Origin of the sequence: Shewanella fodinae, from assembly GCF_014651955.1 — a bacterium.
Classification (GTDB): Bacteria; Pseudomonadota; Gammaproteobacteria; order Enterobacterales; family Shewanellaceae; genus Shewanella; species Shewanella fodinae.
Window position 1 is genome coordinate 41,287 of sequence record NZ_BMXW01000018.1, and the last position, 25,561, is coordinate 66,847.

At 49.6% G+C, this 25,561-nt stretch carries 22 protein-coding genes; 13 read left to right on the top strand and 9 right to left on the bottom strand.

Translation table 11 applies throughout. The annotated features are described in order from the left end of the window. Nucleotides 1–324 precede the first annotated feature (324 nt). Complete coding sequence (locus tag IE064_RS14520; protein ID WP_189618466.1) at nt 325–780, top strand: GNAT family N-acetyltransferase; 456 nt, start codon at nt 325–327, stop codon at nt 778–780. A gap of 53 nt (nt 781–833) precedes the next feature. On the opposite strand, the gene IE064_RS14525 is transcribed toward IE064_RS14520, so the two are convergent. Further along, nucleotides 834–1,082 carry a hypothetical protein gene (locus tag IE064_RS14525; RefSeq protein WP_133037488.1) on the bottom strand — a complete coding sequence of 83 codons (249 nt, stop codon included), beginning with the start codon at nt 1,080–1,082 and terminating at the stop codon, nt 834–836. A gap of 165 nt (nt 1,083–1,247) precedes the next feature. Further along, entirely contained in the window at nt 1,248–2,093 is an 846-nt protein-coding gene (locus IE064_RS14530) for a mechanosensitive ion channel family protein (RefSeq protein WP_133037487.1), read from the bottom strand. Nucleotides 2,094–2,228: 135 nt separating this feature from the next. Between IE064_RS14530 and IE064_RS14535 the strand changes: the two genes are divergently transcribed. Further along, on the top strand, nt 2,229–2,732 hold the full coding sequence (locus IE064_RS14535) for a hypothetical protein (RefSeq protein WP_229800068.1): 504 nt from the start codon (nt 2,229–2,231) through the stop codon (nt 2,730–2,732). On the opposite strand, the gene ygiD is transcribed toward IE064_RS14535, so the two are convergent. Next, nucleotides 2,733–3,527 carry a 4,5-DOPA-extradiol-dioxygenase gene (ygiD, locus tag IE064_RS14540; protein ID WP_189618419.1) on the bottom strand — a complete coding sequence of 265 codons (795 nt, stop codon included), beginning with the start codon at nt 3,525–3,527 and terminating at the stop codon, nt 2,733–2,735. Nucleotides 3,528–3,885: 358 nt separating this feature from the next. Here ygiD and IE064_RS14545 point away from each other — a divergent pair, with 358 nt between their 5' ends. After that, nucleotides 3,886–5,061 carry a type III PLP-dependent enzyme gene (locus IE064_RS14545; RefSeq protein ID WP_133037484.1) on the top strand — a complete coding sequence of 392 codons (1,176 nt, stop codon included), beginning with the start codon at nt 3,886–3,888 and terminating at the stop codon, nt 5,059–5,061. A 59-nt stretch (nt 5,062–5,120) separates the two neighbouring features. Here IE064_RS14545 and IE064_RS14550 read toward each other — a convergent pair whose 3' ends face one another. Further along, entirely contained in the window at nt 5,121–5,345 is a 225-nt protein-coding gene (locus IE064_RS14550) for an HP1242/YdcH family protein (RefSeq protein WP_133037483.1), read from the bottom strand. Between the two features lie 251 nt (nt 5,346–5,596). Here IE064_RS14550 and udp point away from each other — a divergent pair, with 251 nt between their 5' ends. Beyond that, complete coding sequence (udp, locus tag IE064_RS14555) at nt 5,597–6,355, top strand: uridine phosphorylase (protein ID WP_189618421.1); 759 nt, start codon at nt 5,597–5,599, stop codon at nt 6,353–6,355. Between the two features lie 20 nt (nt 6,356–6,375). Here udp and IE064_RS14560 read toward each other — a convergent pair whose 3' ends face one another. Beyond that, complete coding sequence (locus IE064_RS14560; protein WP_189618422.1) at nt 6,376–7,896, bottom strand: YifB family Mg chelatase-like AAA ATPase; 1,521 nt, start codon at nt 7,894–7,896, stop codon at nt 6,376–6,378. A 228-nt stretch (nt 7,897–8,124) separates the two neighbouring features. Between IE064_RS14560 and IE064_RS14565 the strand changes: the two genes are divergently transcribed. Then, nucleotides 8,125–8,364 (top strand): hypothetical protein, encoded by a 240-nt coding sequence (locus tag IE064_RS14565; RefSeq protein ID WP_133037480.1) that lies wholly within the window; start codon nt 8,125–8,127, stop codon nt 8,362–8,364. 298 nt (nt 8,365–8,662) lie between these two features. Continuing rightward, nucleotides 8,663–9,997: a polyamine export protein PaeA gene (paeA, locus tag IE064_RS14570; protein ID WP_189618424.1), complete on the top strand. Its 1,335-nt coding sequence runs from the start codon at nt 8,663–8,665 to the stop codon at nt 9,995–9,997. Here paeA and ilvY read toward each other — a convergent pair. Next, the gene (ilvY, locus tag IE064_RS14575) at nt 9,994–10,866 is read right to left on the bottom strand and encodes an HTH-type transcriptional activator IlvY (protein WP_189618425.1); all 873 of its coding nucleotides are present in this window, start codon (nt 10,864–10,866) and stop codon (nt 9,994–9,996) included. The genes paeA and ilvY overlap by 4 nt on opposite strands. 165 nt (nt 10,867–11,031) lie before the next feature. Between ilvY and ilvC the strand changes: the two genes are divergently transcribed. From ilvC to IE064_RS14605, 6 genes are all read left to right on the top strand, one after another. Further along, nucleotides 11,032–12,513 carry a ketol-acid reductoisomerase gene (gene ilvC / locus IE064_RS14580; RefSeq protein ID WP_189618427.1) on the top strand — a complete coding sequence of 494 codons (1,482 nt, stop codon included), beginning with the start codon at nt 11,032–11,034 and terminating at the stop codon, nt 12,511–12,513. 396 nt (nt 12,514–12,909) lie between these two features. Further along, a complete protein-coding gene (gene ilvG / locus IE064_RS14585) occupies nt 12,910–14,583 on the top strand; it encodes an acetolactate synthase 2 catalytic subunit (RefSeq protein WP_189618429.1) in 1,674 nt (557 codons plus the stop codon). Beyond that, entirely contained in the window at nt 14,580–14,837 is a 258-nt protein-coding gene (gene ilvM / locus IE064_RS14590; RefSeq protein WP_133037475.1) for an acetolactate synthase 2 small subunit, read from the top strand. The genes ilvG and ilvM overlap by 4 nt, the downstream gene beginning before the upstream one ends. Before the next feature lie 47 nt (nt 14,838–14,884). Next, the gene (gene ilvD / locus IE064_RS14595; protein ID WP_189618431.1) at nt 14,885–16,741 is read left to right on the top strand and encodes a dihydroxy-acid dehydratase; all 1,857 of its coding nucleotides are present in this window, start codon (nt 14,885–14,887) and stop codon (nt 16,739–16,741) included. Between the two features lies 1 nt (nt 16,742). Continuing rightward, on the top strand, nt 16,743–18,302 hold the full coding sequence (gene ilvA, locus IE064_RS14600) for a threonine ammonia-lyase, biosynthetic (protein ID WP_189618434.1): 1,560 nt from the start codon (nt 16,743–16,745) through the stop codon (nt 18,300–18,302). Nucleotides 18,303–18,387: 85 nt separating this feature from the next. Beyond that, entirely contained in the window at nt 18,388–19,518 is a 1,131-nt protein-coding gene (locus IE064_RS14605; protein ID WP_189618436.1) for a pyridoxal-phosphate-dependent aminotransferase family protein, read from the top strand. Between the two features lie 47 nt (nt 19,519–19,565). On the opposite strand, the gene IE064_RS14610 is transcribed toward IE064_RS14605, so the two are convergent. Both IE064_RS14610 and ubiK read right to left on the bottom strand, forming a co-directional pair. Further along, a complete protein-coding gene (locus IE064_RS14610) occupies nt 19,566–20,285 on the bottom strand; it encodes a phosphatase PAP2 family protein (RefSeq protein WP_189618438.1) in 720 nt (239 codons plus the stop codon). A 66-nt stretch (nt 20,286–20,351) separates the two neighbouring features. Beyond that, nucleotides 20,352–20,606, bottom strand: a complete 255-nt coding sequence (ubiK, locus tag IE064_RS14615) for a ubiquinone biosynthesis accessory factor UbiK (protein ID WP_189618441.1) — start codon at nt 20,604–20,606, stop codon at nt 20,352–20,354. Nucleotides 20,607–20,835: 229 nt separating this feature from the next. Here ubiK and rep point away from each other — a divergent pair, with 229 nt between their 5' ends. Continuing rightward, nucleotides 20,836–22,848: a DNA helicase Rep gene (gene rep, locus IE064_RS14620; RefSeq protein WP_189618443.1), complete on the top strand. Its 2,013-nt coding sequence runs from the start codon at nt 20,836–20,838 to the stop codon at nt 22,846–22,848. A 4-nt stretch (nt 22,849–22,852) separates the two neighbouring features. On the opposite strand, the gene IE064_RS14625 is transcribed toward rep, so the two are convergent. Then, on the bottom strand, nt 22,853–25,450 hold the full coding sequence (locus IE064_RS14625; protein ID WP_189618444.1) for a bifunctional diguanylate cyclase/phosphodiesterase: 2,598 nt from the start codon (nt 25,448–25,450) through the stop codon (nt 22,853–22,855). Between the last annotated feature and the right edge of the window lie 111 nt (nt 25,451–25,561).

A 25,561-nucleotide genomic window follows, 5' to 3' on the forward strand; every position in this document is an offset into this window, starting at 1 on the left:
GTGTAACCAATGTAGAATAGCCACCGTTCTATCTCCGTTATTCATAAATCAATCCCTGAGTCAGCCGCAGTCGCCGTGACATGGTGCTGATGGCTAACGCGGTTTTTAACGATTGCCGCGACCCGTTTTGGTTCCGGAATAACAGTCAGCATCAGTGCTGGTTGTTTGCCGGTGCAGGTTTGTTCGATGCGCTTCCCGGCCACCTATATAGGTACTATCGGTCACTGCATCGGCTTCCGGAACCAACTTATTTTCTTTGTCGCTCACTTTGGGGGGACCGATATCTGTGGTGTAATCGGTTTTTTCAGCTTAGGACGCTATACCATGCAATGGTCGCTGTACTCTTTTGCACAGTTAGATAGCGCTACTCTTTATGAGTTGCTCAGGTTACGGGTGGATGTGTTTGTTGTAGAGCAGCACTGTCCCTATCCAGAATTGGATGGCAAGGATACGGTTGCCAGCGCCAAACATCTGTTGGGATTCGATGACGCGGGTAAGTTACAGGCCTATGCGCGGCTGCTGCCCCCCGGCTGTAGTTATGCTGAATGCAGTATTGGCCGAGTGTTGGTTGCTAAGGAAGCCAGGGGCCATGGATTTGCGTGGGAATTAATGCAACGTGCAATCGCGCATTGTCATGAATTATGGCCAAGTCGCCCTATTCGTATTGGTGCTCAGGACTATCTGCGGCAGTTTTATGTGGCGCTCGGGTTTATCGCCGTGTCTGATGTGTATCTAGAAGATGACATTCCGCATTTGGAGATGTTGTTACCATCGTTATGAATGACATGCAATAAAAAAGGAGTGACCGGCACTCCTTTTCTTAGAAAAACATCCTAAGCACGCAGTTTAACATCCGGTTGCAGGTCAACATCTCCCTGCCAGTTTATCGTTGCTAATTGCGCGTGTTGTGCCACAACGGCTAAAGGCCCTGAGTACATCTGCCTAACAAACAGTAAGCGATAGCCATACCCTTGGAGTCGGTAGTAGGCCATTTTTTGTTCTGGCGTCATGGCATCCCAAAAAGTTTCGCGTGAAATAGCTTCGCGTCGCCGTTCTTGATACTGTTCGTGAGTTAGGATCATGATTTTGATTCTTAGACCGTTAGTTTCACCACGCTACTACCGTGGCACAGACAGGTGAAAAGATAATCACTTTGAATGGTTAAATTTTTGACATAAGACAAATTTTTGCCACTTCTAGCCATTTGTTGAGCAACAGTTTGCGACAGATCACATCAATATACGGTGTTAGTCAATATTTGAATTGTGCATATATAGTTGTCTGATGGGATTCGGGATCTTGATCCCGGCATTGGTCAACGCCTGCCAAAGTTGTAAGTTGATTTGATACTTGTCCTGAAAGTAACTGTTGGTCGGGATCCAGTAGCGAACGCCGATATCCAGTCCGGTACTGTTGAAGCCGTTAATACCAACCTGCAGTGGGCAACTTTTATCTACCTGCGAGTGCTGCGCCAAAATATCATTGATGAGATTGATAACTGTGGTTGGGTCTGTTTGATAATCAATATTAAAGTGCAACTCTACCAACTTGTTAGCAAATGAGTTGTGCAGTACTTCACCAAGGATGTGCTTATTGGGAATACTGATCAGTTCACCTTCCTCGTTGGTCAAGTAGGTCATTCCAAGCTTAATATCTTTCACCTGACCCGTGATATTGTTAATACTGATGGTATTACCGACAACAAAGGGTCGGGTCACGATAATGGTAATTCCTGCAGCGTAATTAGACAGCATGCCTTGCACTGCTAAACCTGCGCCGAGTGATGCGGCACCAATTGCCGCTACCATAGGGGTGACACTAATCCCTAATTTGCCAAGCGCAATGATGCTTATCATGATGATCACCAGCAGCCGCACCAGATGGGTGACAAAGGTGCTGAGGGTGATATCGATACCGTGTTTCTGCAGTTGCTTCTCCACCAGCGAGGAGGCTTTCCCAGCGAGCCATAGACCCAGCAGGAAAATAATCAGTGCCCCGAGGATCTGGAAACTGTAATTCACCATAAATTCAGTAACAACGTCATAGATCTGTTGTACCTGAGCCAGCTCTGTCCCTAAGGTGTTTTCGGCCATCGGTTGCTCCTTAAATCATCATGTCATGGCGCGTAGTTGTGGTATTGTAAGCGCTGACCTGTCGTTGAATAACTGACGTTGCGGCTACCGTCAGCGGTTTCCGCCAACTATACAATGAATCAAAAAAGGACGAACATGAAAATTCCCGCAATCTTGTTGGTGATGTGTCTGGCGCTGTTTTCTTTGACGCCAGCTTTAGCATCAGAGTATGCCGTTGGTGACACCCTGCAGCCATTAACATTACAAGATCAGTTTGATGCTGAATTGGCACTGGATAGTAGTAACAAGTTACTGATTTTTACCCGTTCTATGGCGGGTGGCAAGATTGCCAGAGAAGCATTGGAAGGCGTCAGCGGTGAGGCTATGCGAAACAACGGACTGATCTATATTGCGGATATCAGCGGTATGCCGTCACTGATTGCCCGGTTGGTTGCCATTCCAAAGATGAAAGATTTCAGCTTCCCAGTGGCATTAGATCGAGACGGTCATCCTACCAAATTGTTTCCTGTGGCCGAGGATACTGCCGCATTGATCAATCTCGAACAACTAAAGATCACCCAAATCCGCTATTTTGATAGCGCCGATTCGCTAAAACAGGCACTGCAAAACAGCGGACTCGATTTACCTGCCACCAAGTGATTAGCCCATCTGCAGGCTGAGCATGGCGATGGCTCGCAAGTCGATGCTGTTATTGAACAGTTGTCGAGATTCATCGTCATAACCGGCCCCGAGCAGATAAAACAGGGGTTGCAGATGGTCATCGGTTGGGTGGCACATCTGTGCCACTTGTGGTGAAACTAAGTGTTGATAATTTAAGATTGCCGCGTCATCACCCTCCTGCAGTTTATGGGTGATCGCCTCGGTAAATTCCTGAGCCCACGGATAGGCGGGGCCATCAAAGCGCATGACCCTCAAATTGTGGACTACGTTGCCTGAAGCCACAATCAAGATCCCCTGTTCTCGCAGTGGTCGTAGTTGGCGACCTAACGCGTACTGTTGTTGCGGTGTCAATCGTGGATCGATACTCAGTTGCAGCACCGGGATGTCTGCGTCAGGATACATATGCATCAATACTGACCACGCACCATGATCCAAGCCGCGTTGTTCATCTACGATAACCTGTTGCTCTATTGCTGCGGCAATCTGTCGAGCCAGTTCTGGATCTCCCGGCACCTTATACTGTTGTGCGTACAGTTTGGCAGGAAAACCGCCAAAATCGTGAATGGTTTCAGGCATGGTGGCACCAGTGATGGCTGTGCCATAAGTTAACCAATGGGCAGATACCACCAGAATCGCTTTCGGCGCTGGTAGCCGTTGGCCCCATTGTTGCCACTGGCGGGTGTAAGTGGTTTCTTCAATCGCGTTCATAGGGCTACCATGACCAACAAAGATTGCAGGCATCCGCGAACTGGCATTGTTCAGACGTTCTAACATAGTGACTCCAAAATGGTTTTCATGGGATATCGCAGTTGTAACAACCACTTGCGTTCCTCATCGACTGTAATAAAGCCTACACTTTATTTTTATCGAAAATAATCGCAGAAAAAGGATGGTTTTTTCCTAATAAATAGAACAAAGAAAACCTGAGAAACCCCTGTTAAAAGACCAACTTAAGATTTTGAATTTAAAAGGATTAAATGGCATTTAACAGGATGAAAACAAAAAAGAATAAAAAATTGCTTCTAGGGCATAAAAATTCGTTGCATCAGACTAGAAAATATCGTCTACTTCGCACGTTTTTCAACCTGTACCGGCAATGTTGCCGACAGTCTGACTAGGAGACCCGGGGCCAATGAGCCAGTTCCATGCTATTAACGTTGCTGATTACTACGACACTGAAACCTTTAGCAAGATAAAAGCATTTGCGGACACCAAGCCGACGCCATTTGTGGTGATTGATACCAATATCATTGCCAAACAATACAACGACATGGTGGAAAGTTTCCCCTACGCCGATGTGTTTTATGCAGTTAAAGCCAATCCGGCGAAGGAGATCCTGTCTCTACTGCGTGATAAAGGCGCCAACTTTGACATTGCCTCAATCTATGAGCTGAACATGGTGATGGAACTCGGTGTGACACCGGATCGCATCAGTTATGGCAACACTATTAAGAAGCGTCAGGATGTCCGCGAATTTTATCAGCGTGGCGTGCGTATGTTCGCTTCAGATTCTGAACCGGATTTACGCATGATTGCTGAAGAAGCGCCAGGTTCTCGAGTCTATGTGCGGATCCTGACGGAAGGGACTGAAACTGCAGACTGGCCGCTATCCCGTAAGTTTGGCTGCCAGAATGAAATGGCTTATGAATTACTGGTACTGGCGCGTGATTTGGGACTGCAACCCTACGGTATCTCATTTCATGTTGGCTCCCAGCAGCGTGATATTGGCGCTTGGGATGCTGCCATCGGCAAAGTGAGTGTACTGTTTCAACGCTTGAAGGAAGATCACGGCATTGAGCTGCAGATGGTCAATATGGGCGGTGGATTCCCGGCGAATTACATCGATAAGACCAACACGTTGGGGATGTACGCGGAGCAGATCACTTACTTTCTCAAAGAGGACTTTGGTGACAACTTCCCGCGCATTATTCTGGAACCAGGTCGTTCGTTGATCTCTAACGCCGGTATTTTGGTCTCAGAAGTGGTATTGATCAGTCGTAAATCGCATACTGCGCTGGAGCGTTGGGTTTTCACCGATGTAGGTAAATTTTCCGGGTTAATTGAAACCATGGATGAGGCCATCAAGTTTCCTATTTATACAGAAGCTAAAGGGCCGTTGGAACGTTGCGTGATTGCTGGGCCTACCTGTGACAGTGCCGACATTATGTATGAGCAGTATGCTTATGGCTTACCGGGGGATTTGGCCATTGGTGACCGTATGTACTGGTTAACCACCGGCGCTTACACTACAACGTATTCCGCCGTGTGTTTTAACGGTTTCCCTCCGTTACAGGCCTACTATCTGTAGTTTTGGGTGTTATCTTTAGTCAACAAGGGCGCCTGAAGGCGCCCTGTTTGTTTCTGAGGTCAGTGTTGGAAGCCGGGGTGGCATTTGAGAATATCAAACAACTGTTCTTTCAACTCCAGTTTGCGTTTTTTCAGCACTTTCACTTCCTGAGTGAATTCGCTGGAGGGGTAGCGCTCAATTTTTCTAATCTCTTTATCAAGTTGGTCATGTTCTTCGAAGAGTTTTTGGAATTGAATATTAGAATTCTTGAGTTCTGTTACCAGCGCACCGTATTCCGTAAACATAGGCTTACTCCTTAACATTTTGACTGAAAAGAGATATTTGCCAAAACATAACAGTTAACCCTCATGGTCTTGTCATGTCGACAAGCTTTAATAGTAGCGCTAATTGCAGTGTTTTTCAGTTAGAACGTCAGGATAATGAACCACTCATCGGCAGATGGCGTTGCGTGATTTGTCCGCTTCAGGTTAATCTTAGCGGCTTCCTCCGGAAGTGACATTCCGGGACCATTGGCTTAACAAAAATAGAGGTAGATATGGCCGATGTTTTCCATTTAGGATTGAGTAAATCTATGTTGCGTGGGGCAACACTGGCGATAGTGCCAGGCGATCCCGAGCGGGTAAAACGTATCGCGGCATTACTGGATGATGCTGAGTTTCTTGCCAGTCACCGTGAGTTTACTTCATATGTCGCCAATATTGATGGCAAGCCAATTGTCATCTGTTCCACCGGTATTGGCGGTCCATCAACGTCCATTGCTGTCGAAGAGTTAGCTCAGTTGGGGGTCCGTACTTTTTTGCGTATTGGAACTACCGGGGCGATTCAGCCACACGTGCAAGTTGGCGATATTATTGTATCGCAAGCATCGGTACGCCTAGATGGTGCTAGTCTGCATTTTGCGCCGATGGAGTATCCTGCCGTCGCTGACTTTGCCTGTACGGCTGCGATGGTGGACGCCTGTCGTGATGCGGGCGTAGAACCCCATGTGGGCATCACCGCTTCTTCTGATACCTTTTATCCCGGACAGGAGCGATACGATACGGTGTCCGGCCGTGTCACCCAGCGCTTTGTGGGCTCGCTTAAGCACTGGCAGGAACTAGGTGTGCTCAATTATGAGATGGAGTCGGCAACCTTATTCACCATGTGTGCTAGCCAAGGCTGGCGTGCGGCTTGTGTCGCCGGGGTTATTGTCAACCGGACACAGCAGGAAATTCCCGATGAAGCGGTGATGAAAGGTACTGAACAGCAGGCCATCTCTATCGTCGTGAATGCTGCCCGTAAACTTTTAAGCTAACTAATGTCAGGGCACAGTGTTCACTGTGCCCGTAATCCCGCCAGTAGCCGATCCATTGCGCGATATCCTAACGCCTGCGCAATATGGCGCCGCTCTACACGCTCGGCGTGTTGCAAATCGGCGATGGTGCGCGCAACCCGTTGTAAACGGTGAAAGCTGCGCACCGATAAGCCAAGTTTGGTGACACTTTGCTCTAGAAACACCAAATCTGCGGCCTGAAAACCAGCCTGTTTTAATGCTTTACTACCTAACTGGCTATTCAACATACCAGCACGGCTGAGTTGCCGTTCGCGGGCAGCCCATACTCTGGCAGCGATACTAGCACTGGTTTCGCTGCTCCCCGTCTGCGCCGTTAATGTGCCAGGCGGCAGTTTGGGGACTTCAATGGTCAGATCAAAACGGTCGATGAATGGCCCGGAAAGGCGTGACAGATAGCGGCGAATTTGATCGGGAGTGGCGCGGCTGTCACTACCAACGTCGCCACAGGGACTGGGATTCATTGCGGCGATCAGTTGGAAGCGGGCGGCAAAGGTAAGTTTGGCGGCAGCACGTGAAATGACAACTTCTCCTGTTTCCATGGGTTCTCGTAAGCAGTCCAACACTCGCCGCGGAAATTCAGCCACCTCATCAAGAAATAGCACCCCTAGATGTGCTAGCGAAATCTCTCCTGGTCGGGGCACGCTGCCACCGCCGACTAAGGAGATAGCTGAACTGGTGTGATGTGGCGTGCGAAATGGCCTGCGGTGGAATTGGGTAGGCTCTATTGCCATGCCTGCCACTGAGTGGATAGCGGCGACTTCCAGTGCTTCCTCATAATTAAGTGGCGGCAGCAACGAGATGATACGGCTTGCAAGCATCGTTTTACCTGTGCCTGGCGGGCCTAACATCAGTAAGTTGTGGCCGCCAGCCGCCGCTATCTCTAATGCTTGCTTGGCTTGATATTGCCCAATCACGTCGCTGAGACACGCATGTTCAATCAGCGGTTGTGGCTGTTGCCATTGCGTGGTGCCATCGATCCCCGGTAAGGTTTCTTGCCCATGCAAATAAGCCGCTACATGCTGAAGATGTTGTGCTAATTTGACGCCATCATAGCCCACCAATTCAGCTTCGCTGCGGTTGCCTTGGGGCATTACCAGTTGCATGCCAAGCTTGCGGGCGGCCACAATCACCGGCAGCAGTCCGGCGCATTCCCTAATTTCTCCTGAGAGCGCCAATTCGCCGACAAATTCATGTTGTGCTAATGGTGGCAATGGCAGTTGCCCCGATGCGGCGAGAATGCCGATGGCGATGGGGAGGTCATAGCGTCCTCCCTGTTTAGGCAGATCTGCCGGTGCCAGATTGATGGTAATACGCCGTTGTGGAAACTCAAATCCTGCATTGATCAGGGCACTGCGGACTCGCTCGCGCGCTTCTTTTACGGAGGCTTCTGGAAGACCCACTAGATTAAAAGCCGGTAATCCATTCGAGAGATGGGCTTCAACCCATACTTGCGGAGCATTAACGCCCATTGCAGCGCGTGTTGCGACTCTGGCGATGGCCATAGCAAATCCTTTTGTCTCTGGTCGTAAGAATATCCAGTCAGCTTTTGAGTTTAGCAGTAAATCAACTGCAGTCACCCGGTGAATATAATGTAATGAATTGGATAATTTCGGTCACGACAACGGCAAAAATAATTTGTTATCAAAGCACTTAGGTTAGTGCTAGATTGTGCGCGATTTTAAGGTGCCAGTACTACTGGTACGGTCATAACCATGCAAGGAGAGTAGAAAATGAAAGCGTTGGCGCTGCTGGCGGCAATGTTAGTGAGTTTTTCGGTGATGGCAGAAGATGAGCCGTTGCCTCAGGCATCAGTAGCAGATATTAAGGAATTGATTCAGGTGTGCCGACAAATGGCCACTGAAGATGAGGTCAGCAAAGCTGAACTTGCCGACTATCTGCTGGATTGTGTCAATGACCAGCTCAATGAGATGGGCTATCAACGGATTGAATCCTTGCAAAAATACCAATAGATTGCTGCGGCTCATCACTGTTTGAGTTTAAGCGTGGGTGGCGAGCCGCTTTAGTGTCTCTTCCTTGTACCAATAGTTTCATATCTGCTTCATCAAACGCAGATACCTTAGATCTGTCGTGATAGGTGTCTGCCCAAATAGCCGAAAAGCGGTTATAATATAGGCGGTTATCTTCCCGGAGTGTCCCATAACCGAGCGATGGCAAATACATCATCGGCGCTGCTGTGGCAGCATTCCAGCTTTTTCCTGTAATTGATTGCACTGTTGGCAGTGAATGGTGCAGTGGTGTGAGTGCGTTATGAGTGTATTTGAAAATACGGTTATCGTGTTGTGCCTGATTGCTATTAGCTGTTTCTTCTCTATGTCAGAAATTGCCTTGGCTGCATCCCGTAAAATCCGCCTGCGACAGATGATCGAAGAAGGGGATCTGCGTGCTGAAAAAGTGCTGACACTGCAAACCACCCCTGGCAGCTTTTTTACAGTGGTACAGATAGGGTTGAACGCCGTGGCGATTATGGGCGGTATTGTCGGTGAATCTGCTTTTACCCCTTACTTTACCTCGCTGCTGGCGTCTTTATTAACAGAACCCTGGCTCGGTAAAGTAAGTTTTGTACTGTCATTCGTAATGGTGACTAGCCTCTTTATTTTATTGGCGGATCTGATGCCAAAACGCGTGGCGATGGCAGTGCCAGAGAAAGTGGCGGTGGTTATAGTAGGACCAATGGTAGTGTGTATTAAACTACTAAGACCACTGGTGTGGTTGTTCAATGGATTGGCTAATTTTGTTTTTCGTGGATTGCGCATTCCTACCGCGCGTAATGATGAAATCACTTCCGATGACATTTACGCGATTATGGATGCGGGGGCAGAGGCTGGCGTGCTCGATAAAGACGAACAACAAATGATTGAAAATGTGTTCGAATTGCAGTCGGTGAGTGTCACGTCAGCAATGACCGCGCGCGAAGGCTTGGTGTACTTCCTCTTGCAAGATACTGAGGATGAAATCAAGGCCAAAATCGGTAGCCATCCTTACAGTAAATTTCTGGTATGTGATGGGCAGCTCGATAATATTAAGGGTTATGTTGATGCCAAAGAGTTGCTGGTTCGGGTGATCAGCGGCAGGAAAATCGACTTGCTGGATGCCTCGTTGGTGCGTACATGTGTGATTGTGCCAGACACCTTGAGCTTGTCTGAGGCCATGGAGTATTTCCGGCAGCAGCGGGCCGATTTTGCCGTGGTGATGAATGAGTATGCCTTAGTGGTGGGGATGGTAACGACAAACGATCTGCAAAGTGCGGTGATGGGCGCTTGGTCGCTGCACGAAAGTGAAGAGCAGATCGTGGCCCGCGATGCTAACTCCTGGTTGGTGGATGGCGTTACACCGATTACCGATATTATGCGCGCGTTTGAAATTGAGGAATTTCCTCAGAGCCAGAACTACGAAACCGTAGCGGGATTCATGATGTATATGCTGCGCAAGATCCCCAAACGCACCGATTCCGTCAATTTTGCCGGTTACAAATTTGAAGTGGTCGATATTGATTCCTACAAAGTGGATCAACTTCTAGTCACTCGGTTAGTCCCAATAGAAGCGGAACAACCACCAAGAGATAAGCTCGAACTGCCCCACTAAATAACGGACAGAAACGCATTAATCAATGGGTCTTCCATACGTTTGTGCAAACAGCAACAGCCCAGTTCGAATGGAGAAATGGGCTGTGGTGACTGCAATACTTGAATACGGTCCATCATCGGGCTGTTATTGACCACCACATTGGGCGTAATACTGACACCACATCCCAATGCCACCATCGGCACTATCGCCTCGTGTCCGCGTACCTGAGCATAGATATTGGCGCGAATATTCATGGCGTTAAACCAACGTTCCATCCGCAAGCGGCCGGGGCCATGGTCCGGCACAATATAAGGCAGCTTGTCCCAAGGAATAGGTGTCTGGTTAACCAACGCATGAACCTGACAGTGGACGGCCGGGGCAATGACCGCGAGTGTTACTTTGCCGATGGGCGCAAAGTGTAATTTGTCGGTGAAATCATCTTGCAGTGCCGCAATGGCAATATCGGTTTGCTGGCTCTGCACTTTTTTCATGGCATCCGCCGCATCACCTGTGGTCAGGCTAATATCCACCAGCGGTTGTACTCGTCGGAAACGATCCAATAATGCTGGCAGGTGGCTATAGGCGGCGGTGACCGAACAATAGAGATGCAGGGTTCCTCGCAGCAGATGCTGTTCAGTGTCTAGCTCTCGCTTCAGCGTTTGCCACTGCCCCAGTGTTTCTTCGGCGAAACGACGAAACGCTTTGCCTGCGTGTGTCAGGTTGACGCTGCGATTATCCCGCTCAAATAATCTAGTGCCAACGTCTTGTTCTAGCCGCTGTAACATACGGCTGAGGGCGGATGGGCTGATGTGTGTATTGGCGGCGGTGCGACCAAAATGTAAGGTGTCACACAAATCAAGGTAGACTTTTAAAACCCGAATATCCAAGGCTCAACCTCTGATGTTTTTTTATGCATAATATTGCAAAATATGCAACGTAGTATGCCAAATATATCATTTCAAGCAATCATTATCCTGCGCTATAGTGAACAACATTGTTGCTTCCTTGGGGGATGCAACGTGTCGGGATATTCGTGAATACAGGTGACCAAGATGGCAAATTATTTCAATACACTGAGTCTGCGTGAGCAGTTGGCACAATTGGGTCAGTGTCGTTTTATGGATCGCAGTGAATTTGTTAACGGCTGTGAATATATTAAGGACTGGAATATCGTCATTCTTGGTTGTGGCGCACAGGGGCTCAACCAAGGGCTCAACATGCGTGATTCAGGCCTGAAGATCGCCTACGCCCTGCGTCCAGAAGCCATTGCTGAAAAACGTGCGTCATTCAAGCGTGCCAGTGAAAATGGGTTCAAGGTCGGTACCTTTGAAGAACTTATTCCTGATGCGGATATGGTGCTGAACCTGACCCCAGATAAACAACATAGCAAAGTGGTGAATGCCATTATGCCGTTGATGAAGCAAGGGGCGGTGTTGTCTTATTCTCACGGTTTCAACATCGTGGAAGAAGGCATGAAAGTTCGTCCAGATATTACTGTCATCATGGTGGCGCCTAAGTGTCCTGGCACTGAAGTCCGCGAAGAGTACAAACGGGGTTTTGGGGTTCCCACCCTGATTGCCGTGCATCCTGAAAATGATCCTAATGGCGATGGTTTGGAAATTGCGAAGGCCTATGCGAGCGCTACCGGCGGTGACCGTGCCGGAGTGTTGCAGTCTTCTTTCATCGCCGAAGTGAAATCTGACCTGATGGGCGAACAGACCATTCTTTGTGGTATGTTGCAGACTGGAGCTATTCTGGGTTATGAGAAAATGCTCGATGATGGCATTGAACCAGGATACGCCGCCAAACTGATCCAGAAAGGTTATGAAGTGATCACCGAAGCACTGAAGCACGGTGGTATCACCAATATGATGGACCGTCTGTCAAATCCGGCGAAGATCAAAGCTTATGAGATCTCCGAAGAACTGAAAACTATGCTCACTCCGCTGTTCCAGAAACATATGGATGACATTATCAGCGGTGAATTTTCGCGGGTGATGATGGAAGATTGGGCCAATGGCGATGCTAACTTGCTGAAATGGCGTGAAGAAACCAATTCAACAGGCTTTGAGCAGGCACCAGAATGTGACGAATTCATTGAAGAGCAAACCTACTTTGACAAGGGGATCTTCCTGATCGCAATGATTAAAGCAGGGGTTGAGTTGGCCTTCGATACCATGGTGTCCGCTGGCATCATCGAAGAATCTGCCTACTATGAGTCGCTGCATGAAACGCCATTGATTGCTAACACGATTGCACGTAAGCGTTTGTACGAGATGAATGTGGTCATCTCCGATACCGCTGAATATGGTTGCTACCTGTTCAACCATGCTGCATTGCCATTACTGCGTCGTTACGTAAACAGTCTCGATCCGCAGTGGGTTGGTGGCGGTTTGAAAGCGGATGACAATGCTGTTGACAATATGCGCCTAATTGAAGTGAACTCCGCCATCCGCAATACCGATGTGGAGTATGTTGGTGAAGAGTTGCGTGGCTATATGACTGAAATGAAACGGGTTAATTTAGAATCTTAACGCGTAGGTCAAAGGGTTCCGTTTACGGAAACCCTTTTTCATTGACAGTTGGAGTAGCGTTGGCAACCACAATAAATCGACAATCTCAAAATTATTTGTTGTGTTTCACAAAGTCTTTGTGGTATTGCTTAATAACTGTTCGCCGCCTGTCAAATAAATGTTAACCGCGACGAACGACCGAATTTAATAGCAACAGGAAACTGTTACCAAAGATGATTAACGTCAGCGCTAAGCTCCTCCTCGTGATTATTACCGTAGTGATTATTATTGGATCACAGCGGGGGTGGCGCTCGGCGCGAAGTTAGACCAACTGGTCGCAGTCGAACCCCCGCTCCGTAAGGACCGGGGGTTTTTTCGTTTTAGGGCGTGTTCAAGCAACAGCAGGTAACAACAGCGATGGAACAAGGGCAAACAATCAGCGGTAGTCAGGCGGTTATTAAGGTGCTGGCTGCCCATGGCGTCACCACGGTATTTGGCTACCCAGGGGGGGCCATTATGCCAATATACGACGCGCTATATGGTAGTCAGGTAGAGCACTTGCTGTGTCGCCATGAGCAAGGTGCCGGTTTTGCCGCTGTCGGCTATGCCCGTTCCAGTGGTAAAACCGGCGTTTGTTTTGCGACATCTGGTCCTGGCGCCACTAACCTCATCACCGCTTTAGCCGATGCCATGATGGATTCTATTCCGCTGGTGGCCATTACCGGACAAGTGGCAACCCCGGTTATCGGTACTGATGCGTTTCAGGAGATGGATGTGCTGGGTATGAGTCTGTCCTGTACCAAACATAGTTTTATGGTGACATCTTCTGACGAACTGGTGGCAACTTTGTATCAAGCCTTCGAAATTGCCGCTGCTGGTCGTCCGGGGCCGGTGTTGGTGGATATTCCGAAAGATATTCAGTTAGCTCAATTGGAGTATAAAACTCCGTTGCAAGCGGTGCCGGATGAACCTTCGCTGGATCTTGCTGCAATTGCAGCGGCGAATACCCTGCTGGCGCAGGCTGAACGGCCGATGTTGTACGTCGGCGGTGGTGTCGGTATGGCCGGAGCGGTAGAACAACTGCGGGAATTAATTCAACGAACGGGTATCCCTTCAGTCGCCACGTTAAAAGGGCTAGGTGCGGTGACACATAATGCTCCCGGCTACCTTGGCATGTTAGGAATGCACGGTAATCAGGCGGCCAATCATGCTGTGCAGCAAGCCGACTTACTGCTGGTGGCTGGCGCCCGTTTTGATGACCGGGTGACCGGCAAGCTCGATACCTTTGCCCCTCACGCCAAGGTGATCCATCTGGATATTGATGCAGCAGAGCAAGGGAAATTACGCCAACCTGAAGTTGCCATCAATGATGACTTACGTATGGTATTGCCAGCATTGTCGCTGTCGCAGGATATTGGCCCGTGGCAGCAGCATGTTGCACAGCTGAAACAACAATATGCCTGGCGGTATGACCGGCCTGGTACGCAGATTTATGCGCCAGCGCTGTTAAAAGCGTTGGCGGATAGCTTGCCGGAAGACAGTGTCGTTAGTTGTGACGTTGGACAACATCAGATGTGGGTGGCGCAGCATATGTGGTTTCGTCGCCCGGAAGATCATCTGTCCAGTGCTGGCTTTGGCACTATGGGGTTCGGCGTGCCGGCGGCGGTGGGCGCACAGGTAGCACGGCCGGGGGCGACCGTGGTAGCTGTCAGCGGTGATGGTTCTTTTATGATGAATGTGCAAGAACTGACCACCATTAAACGCCGCCGGCTGCCATTGAAAATTCTGTTGCTGGATAATCAAAAGTTGGGGATGGTGAAACAATGGCAACAGCTGTTTTTTGAAGAGCGTTACAGCGAAACTGACCTGTCCGATAATCCCGATTTTCTTACCTTAGCTGCCGCTTTCAACATTCCGGGGCGCAGTATCAGTAAAGCATCAGAGGTTGCCGATGCTCTGAGCGACATGCTCACCAGTCCTGGGCCATTTCTGCTGCATGTGCAGATAGATGACCGATTTAATGTTTGGCCGCTGGTACCGCCGGGTGCCTCCAATAGTGACATGATTGACGAAGTGGAGATACAGCAATGATCCATCATCTGGTATTGACCCTGGAGCAGCGTCCAGAAGTGTTAGAGCGGGTGCTGCGGGTAACGCGGCATCGCGGTTTCCGTGTGTGTGATATGCGGATGTCGCAGCAAGAGGACCAACGTCTGCTGCTGGATATGGCTGTAGACAGCGACAAAGCCATCGAATTACTCAGCCGTCAGCTCGATAAGCTGATAGATGTTACGACTTGTGTGGTGCAAGGTTACCAACCAATAGCGCGCACTATCAACGGCTAATATAGAACAATCGCAATCTTTGCAGAATTTAAGAAAGGAATTGAGCAATGCCAAAACTAAGATCCGCCACCAGTACTGAAGGCCGTAATATGGCTGGAGCCCGCGCATTGTGGCGCGCTACCGGCGTGAAAGAGGGGGATTTCGGCAAGCCAATTATTGCGATTGCTAACTCCTTTACCCAGTTTGTGCCGGGCCATGTGCATCTGAAAGATATGGGGGCGCTGGTGGCTTCCGCAGTGGAAGCTGCTGGCGGGATCGCTAAAGAATTCAATACCATTGCGGTCGATGATGGTATTGCCATGGGGCATGGTGGCATGTTGTATTCCTTGCCGTCTCGTGAACTGATTGCCGACAGTGTGGAATATATGGTGAATGCCCACTGCGCCGATGCCTTGGTGTGCATCTCCAACTGCGACAAAATCACTCCCGGGATGCTGATGGCGGCGCTACGCTTGAACATTCCGGTCGTGTTTGTTTCTGGTGGGCCAATGGAGGCCGGCAAAACCAAATTGTCAGACAAAATCATCAAGCTGGATTTAGTCGATGCCATGGTCGCGGCCGCAGATAAACGCGTATCGGACGCCGACAGTGAACAGATAGAACGCAGTGCTTGCCCGACTTGTGGCTCCTGCTCCGGCATGTTTACGGCTAACTCGATGAACTGTCTGACTGAAGCCTTAGGACTGTCACTGCCTGGCAATGGCTCACTGGTGGCAACCCATGCTGATCGCCGCGAACTGTTTCTGGAAGCGGGGCGGCGGGTGATGGCGTTGGCAAAACGTTATTACTACGACAACGACGACAGTGTGCTGCCGCGCAACATCGCGTCCTTTAACGCTTTTGAAAACGCCATGACTCTAGATATCGCCATGGGCGGCTCTTCTAATACTGTGCTGCACTTGTTGGCAGCGGCGCAGGAAGCTGGGGTGGACTTTACCGTGGCAGATATTGATCGCCTGAGTCGCAAAGTGCCGCACTTATGCAAAGTTGCCCCTTCCACACCCCTGTATCATATGGAAGATGTGCACCGTGCAGGTGGGGTAATGGGGATACTTGGCGAGCTGGCTCGGGCTGGGCTGTTACATACTGACGTACACCATGTGGCTGCTGAAGACGGTAAACTGGCATCAGTGTTGGCACAGTATGACGTCATGGTCACTGCCAGCGAACAGGTTAAGGAATTCTATCGCGCCGGTCCGGCCGGTATCCCAACCACTATCGCTTTTAGTCAGGATTGTCGCTGGCCGGAGCTGGATACTAACCGGCAATCCGGTTGTATTCGTGATCGTGAGCATGCCTTTAGTCAGGAAGGCGGACTAGCGGTACTGTTTGGTAATCTTGCGCAAAATGGCTGTATTGTAAAAACCGCGGGGGTAGATGCATCTAATCTGACGTTTAGCGGCAAAGCGCGCGTATTTGAAAGTCAGGAAGCCGCTGTGGATGGTATTCTTGGCGGCGCGGTGGTTGCCGGTGATGTGGTAGTGATCCGTTACGAAGGCCCCAAAGGTGGCCCCGGCATGCAGGAGATGCTGTACCCCACTAGCTATCTGAAATCGATGGGACTAGGCACCAAGTGCGCGCTGATCACCGATGGCCGTTTCTCCGGTGGCACCTCTGGTCTGTCAATCGGTCATGTTTCTCCAGAAGCTGCGTCTGGTGGCACTATCGCATTAATCGAAGATGGTGACACTATCGCCATTGATATTCCTTCGCGTGCTATTTCATTGCAGGTAAGCGATGAGGTACTGGCAACTCGCCGGGCGGCGATGGAGGCCAAAGGGCCTTTCGCTTGGAAACCATTAGCACGGATTCGGCCAGTGTCTATGGCACTGAAAGCCTACGCGTTGATGGCCACCAGTGCCGACCAAGGTGCGGTGCGTAACCGCGCGATGTTGGAGGATTGAGATGTTAGCGCTCGCGTCCCAATCCCAGCTGTCGCTGGCGAACTACTATCTACAACGGATATTACTTTCCAGTGTTTATGACGTCGCCAAAGTGACGCCACTGCCGCTGCTAAAAAAACTCTCAGCCAGACTAGGTTGTCAGGTGTATCTCAAACGAGAGGATCTGCAACCTGTTCATTCATTTAAGTTACGCGGTGCCTATAACCGTATCGCTGAACTGAACACCGAAGAAGCCCAATGTGGTGTGGTGTGCGCCTCAGCAGGTAATCATGCCCAAGGGGTAGCGCTCTCAGCATCAACTCGAGGTATTGATGCCATTATCGTCATGCCCGGTACCACTCCAGATATCAAGGTTGACGCAGTGCGCCGCCTTGGTGGTAATGTGGTGTTGTATGGGCAGTCGTTTGATCAAGCCAATGAGTATGCCATGTCACTGGCGCGCAATCAGGGGCGGGTATTTATTCCCCCGTTTGATGATGAAGCTGTCATCGCCGGGCAAGGCACTATTGCCCAAGAGATGCTGCAACAGCAGCGCGATCTGGAAGTGATATTCGTGCCGGTCGGTGGCGGTGGTTTGATTGCGGGTATTGCGGCGTATTACAAAGCCGTTTTCCCTGAAGTGAGGATCATCGGGGTTGAGCCAGAAGATGCCGCCTGTCTGAAAGCCGCCATGGAGGCTGGCGAACCCGTCACGCTGGCACAGGTCGGTTTATTTGCCGATGGTGTCGCGGTGCGGCGTATCGGTAATGAACCGTTCCGTCTGGCAAAAGATTTTGTTGATGAAGTGGTGACGGTGACGTCTGACGAAATCTGTGCCGCAGTAAAAGATATTTTTGAAGATACTCGGGCGATTGCCGAACCGGCAGGAGCATTGTCATTGGCAGGGCTGAAGAAATATGTTGCCCTTCATCCCGGCGAAGAGCGCAAAGTGGCGGCAATTCTCAGCGGTGCTAACGTGAATTTTCACAGCCTACGTTATGTGTCAGAGCGTTGTGAGCTGGGCGAGCATAAAGAAGCGGTGCTAGCGGTTACCATTCCTGAAAAGCCTGGTGCATTCCTGCATTTCTGTGAAGTATTAGCCGGTCGCGTGATGACGGAGTTCAATTACCGTTTCAGTGGCCGCGAGCAAGCAGTGGTATTTGCGGGTATTCGCATCAATCGGGGACAGGAAGAGTTAGCGGAAATCACCACGGCGCTACAAGCCGTCGGATTTGTGGTGCAGGATTTGTCCTCCGATGAAACCGCCAAGTTACATGTGCGTTATATGGTCGGCGGCATGCCACCACAACCCTTGCAGGAACGGCTTTTCAGCTTTGAGTTTCCGGAATATCCGGGGGCACTATTGCAATTTCTGACAACACTCAAAAGTAAATGGAATATCAGTCTGTTCCACTACCGCAACCATGGGGCCGCGTTCGGACAGGTTCTTGCAGGCTTTGAAGTGCCGCCTGAAGATAATGACGCTTTTGCACATTTTCTGGATGAGTTGGGTTTTGTCTGGCAGGAAGAAACGGCGAGTCCGGCGTATCGTTTATTTTTGGCCCGTAAGTTCCATGATTAGCCGAAAGCAGGACGGAGAAGGCTTGAAATTTGTGGTAAGGTCATGCCACTGAGTCACACCTCAATTCCGTTGTAAGGAGACATCTATGTTAAGTGCACCTGTTGTCAGCGCCTTTAATCCGCCTCGCCGCATTCTGATGGGGCCAGGCCCTTCGGACGTGTATCCTGAAGTGCTGGCAGCGCAGTCGCGCCCGACCGTAGGCCATCTGGACCCGTTATTTATTGCGATGATGGATGAGTTGAAAAGCCTGATCCAATATGCTTTCCAGACTGAAAACCAGATGACTATCGCCGTCTCGGCTCCGGGCAGTGCTGGCATGGAAACCTGCTTTGTGAACCTGTTAGAGCCGGGCGAGAAAGTCATCGTTTGCCGTAATGGCGTGTTTGGTGACCGGATGCGGCAAAATGTGGAACGCATTGGTGGTGTAGCGGTCATGGTTGATAGTCCGTGGGGGGAACCGGTAGATCCTGATGCGGTAAGAGCGGCTTTGCATGCCAACCCAGACGCAAAATTCTTAGCGTTTGTGCATGCAGAAACCTCGACTGGTGCGCTGTCCGATGCCAAAACCCTGTGTGCATTAGCCAAAGAATACGGTTGCCTGTCTATTGTCGATGCGGTGACGTCACTAGGTGGCGTTGAGCTGAAAGTGGACGAATGGGGCATTGATGCCATTTATTCTGGTAGTCAGAAATGCCTCTCTTGTGTGCCCGGCTTGTCGCCAGTGTCGTTCTCTGCCGCCGCAGTTGAAAAGCTGAAAGCACGTAAAACTGCGGTACAGAGTTGGTTCCTCGATCAATCGCTGGTAATGGGTTACTGGAGCGGCGGCAACAAGCGCAGTTATCACCACACCGCGCCGGTCAACGCTCTGTATGCACTGCACGAATCCTTGCGCAAGCTGGCAAACGAAGGATTGGAGCACGCTTGGCAGCGCCATCATGAAATGCACTTGTTACTCAAAGCCGGATTAGAAAAGCTCGATATCAACTTTGTGGTGGCAGAAGCTTCACGTTTGCCACAGTTGAACGCCGTGTATATTCCTGCAGGTGTGGACGATGCCGCGGTGCGTAGCCAGTTGTTGCAAAACTATAATCTGGAAATCGGTGCCGGACTCGGCGCCTTGGCGGGCAAAGCTTGGCGCATCGGTTTGATGGGTTACGGTGCCCGTCGCGAGAATGTCGCATTATGCTTGCGGGCGTTAGAGGAAGTTTTGAGATAGTGTATCCGTGCTGATAAATGATAAAGGCCGCTCTGGAGCGGCTTTTGTCATTCTTTACCGAGCCATCGAAGCGTCACGATATAACTCACCATGACTAACACGCCGGCAAGCACTGCCGATGCCAATACATCCTGTGACCAGTGCATCCCCAACAGTAATCGGCTTAACCCTACCAGCCAGGCCCAGAGTAATAACAACAGCGGTAGCCACTTATTATGAGGCAGCAAACAGAGGCTACAGCTCAAGCTTAATGTACAGGAAAATAGTGTGTGCCCAGAGGGAAATGCATAACCCGTTTCTGCTTGCCAGTGACGCAGAATGTCTGGTGCCAACTGTAACGGTAGCACTGCGGGTTGTAACTGCTGCAGTATGGCTAAACGGCCTTGACGATCAAACGCATAGAATTGTGTTAAGTCCAGTAACCCCGCTTGTGCTAGGTACTCGACATAAGGGCGTGGTTCCGCAAAGAGAGCTTTCAGCAGATGGCTAAGCACGACATTAAGGGCGACGGCGATAAGCACGCAAGATAGCAACTTACCGCGTTTGGTGGCAGGTAACAGACAGCAAGCAAGTGTCACTATCACCACAGTAGTGAGTAATCCCCAAGGGCGAGTACCGGTCATGGTGACCGCAAAGGCAAGTTTGGCCACCACGCCATTAAGCTCAATCAAAGGAAAGAGCGATGCTGAACTTAACCAGATAATCAATGGTGGCAGCAGTAATGCTAACCAATAACCGAGAAACACTCTGGTGGAGGGAGACAGCATCGGCAGATTTCCTTAGCGGTTCAAGAAAAAGACCGCCGCAGCGGTCTTGTTTGGCGATTGATTCGCTTAAGCTTGGTCGCGCAATTTGGCTTCTAGTGCTTCCACCTGCGCCTGTAAGGCTTCAAGCTTTTCTCTGGTTTTCAGTAACACATGCTGTTGAACTTCAAACTCTTCGCGGGAAACCATATCCAGTTTCAGCAACTGTTGTTGCAGAATGTGCTTACTCCGCTCTTCAAATTCCCCAGCAAATTGTTTGACGCCAGCAGGTAGATTGTCACTCAGCTGCCGCGCCAGATCTTCGATTTTTTTAGCATTGATCATGTTGGTTTCTCACTTAAAAAACGCTGATGAGCGAATTGTAACCCAGTCAGCGTTATTCCCCAAGGTAACGTCTATTCACCGTGTTACAAGCTTGCTGGTTTTGAACGACAGGTCGATTGCAATTCATTTAATAGCTGGACTTATGACTGTAACGTCAGACGGCAGTCACACCTTGCTGTCGGCATCTGCTATTATTTGACGCCTCTGCTGTTTTGTTGATTGGAGCAAAATGAAACTCAATCCTGCCCAAAATGACGCCGTTCGCTATATTTCCGGCCCTTGCCTGGTTTTGGCCGGTGCTGGCAGTGGTAAAACCCGCGTAATCGTCAATAAGATTGCTTACTTGGTGCAGGAATGTGGTTATCAACCACGACATATCGCCGCCGTGACGTTTACCAACAAAGCCGCGCGTGAAATGAAGGAGCGTATTGCTCATTCCATCGGTCGTAAAGAAACCCGCGGTTTATGGATTTCTACATTTCATACGTTAGGACTGGAAATCATCAAGCGTGAGCATAAAGCGCTGGGGCTGAAAGCGGGATTTTCACTGTTTGATGATCAGGATACGTTGGCACTATTGAAAGAATTAACAGAGCACGAACTACAGGAAGATAAGGATCTGCTGCGGTTACTGGCATCTGCTATTTCTAATTGGAAAGGCGGATTGGTGATCCCAGATCATGCCCGTAGAATGGCGAAAAATGAGCGTGAACAGTTGTTTGCGTTGTTATATCAACGTTACGCCCAACATATGAAAGCCTATAACGCACTGGATTTTGATGACCTTATTCTGCTGCCAACACTGTTACTACGGCACAATGAAGAGGTTCGCCGACGTTGGCAAAAGCGCATTCAATACCTGCTGGTGGATGAATATCAAGATACCAATACTAGCCAGTATGAGCTGGTGAAATTACTAGTGGGTGAGCGCGCCCGTTTTACCGTCGTTGGGGATGACGATCAGTCTATCTATTCGTGGCGGGGTGCCAAACCACAGAATTTGGTACTACTGGGTAAGGATTTCCCAGAGCTGAAACTGATTAAACTAGAGCAGAATTATCGTTCCAGCCAGCGCATTCTGCATGCTGCCAACATCCTGATTGCCAACAACTCTCACGTATATGACAAAGCACTTTTCAGCGAATTACCCCACGGTGAACCGCTGCGGGTGCTGCTGGCGGCCAATGAAGAACAAGAGGCCGAACGGGTGGTGGCGGAGATTATTCGGCATAAATTTATGAATCGCACTAACTATGGTGAATACGCGGTACTCTACCGAGGTAATCACCAGTCGAGGTTGCTGGAACGGGCGTTGATGACTAACCGTATCCCTTATCGGCTCAGTGGCGGTACATCATTTTTTGCCAGAGCCGAGATTAAAGACATCATGGCCTACCTGCGACTGGTGGTGAATCCCGATGATGACAATGCCTTGCTACGCATTATCAATCTGCCCAAGCGGGGAATTGGCCCGGCAACGCTGGAAAAACTCGGCAATTTCGCCAACAGCAAACATATCTCGCTGTTTACGGCTATTTTTGAGGCAGAGCTGCAGCATCATCTCGGACATGCGGCGATTGAGAGTCTGATCCAATTCGGCCGCTTTATTGTGGATACTGGCGAAATTGCGCAGCGGGGTGAGGGCGTTGATGCCATTAAGCAGTTGATCCATAGCATTCATTATGAAGACTATCTGTACGAAACCAGCCCCAGCGCCAAAGCGGCTGAGATGCGTATGAAAAATATCTCAGAACTATATCGCTGGGTGACCGAGATGCTTGCGGGGGACGAACTGGATGCGCCGATGACGCTGCCCGAGGTTGTCACGCGGCTGACCTTGCGCGATATGATGGAGCGCAACAATGAAGATGAAGCGGGCGACCAAGTGCAACTGATGACTCTCCATGCCTCTAAGGGGTTGGAATTTCCCTATGTGTTTATGGTGGGAATGGAAGAGGGCTTGTTACCGCATCAGACCAGCATTGATGAAGACAATATTGAAGAGGAGCGGCGGCTGGCGTACGTGGGGATTACCCGTGCGCAACGAGAATTGTGGTTTGTGATGTGTCGTGAACGGCGTCAGTTTGGCGAAACGATTCGTAGTGAACCTAGCCGGTTTCTCAAAGAATTACCGGAAGATGACGTGCAGTGGGAAAACCGTAAACCGCTACAAAGTGAAGAACAACGGATGCAGACCGGAAAAAGTAACATCGCCGGATTACGGGCAATGCTCAACAAGTGAACCATCAGGCACAAATAGAGCTGCTTTGAGCGTGTGGCAATAGGGTTTCAGCCGCGCACTGTACCTTATAAATTCCTAATTGCTGTAACGTTTGCTGCTGTTCAGCCGAGTTCACACCATCGGCAATCAGTTGTAGTTGTAGCGATTCGGCGCTGCGACGGATCGCCGCCAATAATCGTCGATGCCTTGCGCCTTGAATGCCATTGGCAAGCTCGGCTTCCAGCTTAAGGCAGCTAATGGGTAAAAATGACAGCGTCAGTATAGAACTATAACCGCTACCATAATCGGCAATGCCCAGGCTAACGCCAAGTTCTTTTAGCGTTTCAAAGCCAATTGCGTGGTTATCGTGATCCCGTGCTAGCGATATTTCGTTAAAGAAGATACACAATCTGTCCAAAGCAAAACGACAGCTACCTAAGCAATTCTGCAGGTTACGCAGCGCATGTTTATAGGTGAGATGCTGGCTGGACAAACAGATGTGGACAAAGGCATCTTGCTCCAACGGCAAGGAGGCAAATTCGTCATTGAGCAGTTCAATTACGTAGCGATCAAGCTCAAGTTGTAGATTGGCTTGCTCTGCAAGTTGTGTTAACTGTCGATAATTCAGCACACCATGTTGCGGATGTTGCCAGTAGGGTTTGGCGTCAAGCGCCACTAGCTTATTGCTATTGAGGTCTTGTACCGGCACATATTGCAATTGCAGCTGACGGCTCTCGAACGCCTGACGGAGCTCATTTTCCAATGTCAGGTCATGCATCATTTGCTGATGGGATTTTTCATCAAAAACGACATAGCAACCCTTGCCACGGGTTTTTGCCATATACATGGCGGTATCGGCATCCCGCAACAGTGTTTCGCTACTGGTCTGTCTGGGATCCTCACAGAGTGAGATCCCAATACTGGCGCCTGAGTTGAAAAGTTGTCCTGATAGCTCGAATGGCCGCGACAATTCATAAAGTATCCGCTCGGCGACTTCTTTGGCATCTCCGGTGTTATATAAGTTGTCCAGCAGTATGACAAATTCATCGCCACCGAGTCGCGCCAGCAGATCTTGATCCCGAATACAGGTATTCAGCCGTTTAGCGGTTTCAATGAGGAAATGATCGCCTTCAAGATGACCTAAGGTATCGTTGATCATTTTGAAGCGGTCCAGATCGATAAACAGTAACGCAAATTTGTAGAAATGGCGGCTTTCAAAGGTTTCAGTTAGTCGTTCCATGAACATCTGGCGGTTGGGTAAACCTGTCAGACTGTCATGTTTGGCGTCGTGGATCAGTTTTTGCTCAATAGTGCGGCGTTGTGAAATCTCTTTTTGTAACTCGTGATTGGTTTGTGCTAGCTCTGCCGTGCGTTCCTGCACCATATCTTCAAGCTCTTCGTTCGAGCGTTTGAGTGTTTCTGTGGCCAGTTTGCGCTCAATGGCGGTGGCAATATGTTGTGATACAAAGGTCAGTAGTTCCAAGTCCTTGAACTGATACTTCTGATCCATACTAAAGCTGTAAATCGCCAGTGCCCCGACGACTTCCCCTTGGATCCTGAGGGGAACACCAATCCACTGCTGCATTGTCTGGGTATGGTTCAAGTCCGGCGCTTTGCTGTAAATCTCACCTTGTTTTATCAGATGGCGAATATCCTTTTGCGCCAGCAACACCGGCTTACAGTTACGCAATAAGTACTCCACCAGCCCATCTTTTAACGGCCGCGGCGCTGGTGGCATTGAACTGAGTTGCGACACATAGAACGGAAATTCCAATATGGTCGATGTGTGATCCAGTAACGCGATATAGCAGTTATTTGCAGGTAGTAGATGACCAATGATCTGATGCAGTTCCACGTAAAAATCATGCATATCCAGATTTGAGGTCGCGAGATCGGCTATTTCAAATAGCGAGCGTTGCAGCCGTTCGGCACGGCGTCTCTCATAGACTTCCTGTTTCAGTTTATCGTAAGCCTGGCTCAGTTCCTGAGTCCGTTGTTGAATGGCTTGCTCCAGCTGTTCGTGGTGGCGCAGGCGTTCCAATACCCCGGCAATGTGATGACAGATAAATACCATCAACTCCACTTCGGTTTCACCGTAAGACACTTCAGATTTATAGCTCTGAACCACTAATGCACCAATAGCCAAGCCGTTGCGTATAATTGGCACGCCGAGCCATTGATGGCAGGGCGAACCGAGATTTTCGATTTCACCTTCTGCTGCCAGGCGCTCGGCAGTTGCTTCGTCGCACAGCAGTGGTTTCTGAGTCCGCAATACATAACCTGTGAGGCCCCGTTTTAGCATGTCTGACAGGTTACTATTCGGGTATAACTCGGTGGGATGAGCATCTTTTTCATCAAGGAAAAAGGGGAGCTCTAACTGATCCTGATTTTTTAGCGAAATATAGAAATTATCTGCCGGGATAAGTTTTTTGAGGTGCAGATGGATCCCTTGATAGAAATCTTCCATGCTGCCAGCTTCATTGGCAATATTGGAAATTTCCAACAGGGCATTTTGCGCTGATTCCGCCCGTTTAAATTTGGTCGCCAGACGTCTTAGCCTGGATACGCGTTTTTCAAGAGATGACACATCAGGAGTCATAAAACGTCGAGTGTCCTTCAACATGATTTTACCGGGAGGAAATGTAAACGTATTGTTTAATCTTATTGTTAACTGCCTATAAATAACACGAATTGACTATGTCGCCAAGTCAATTTTTTGGCATGCGTCAGAGGA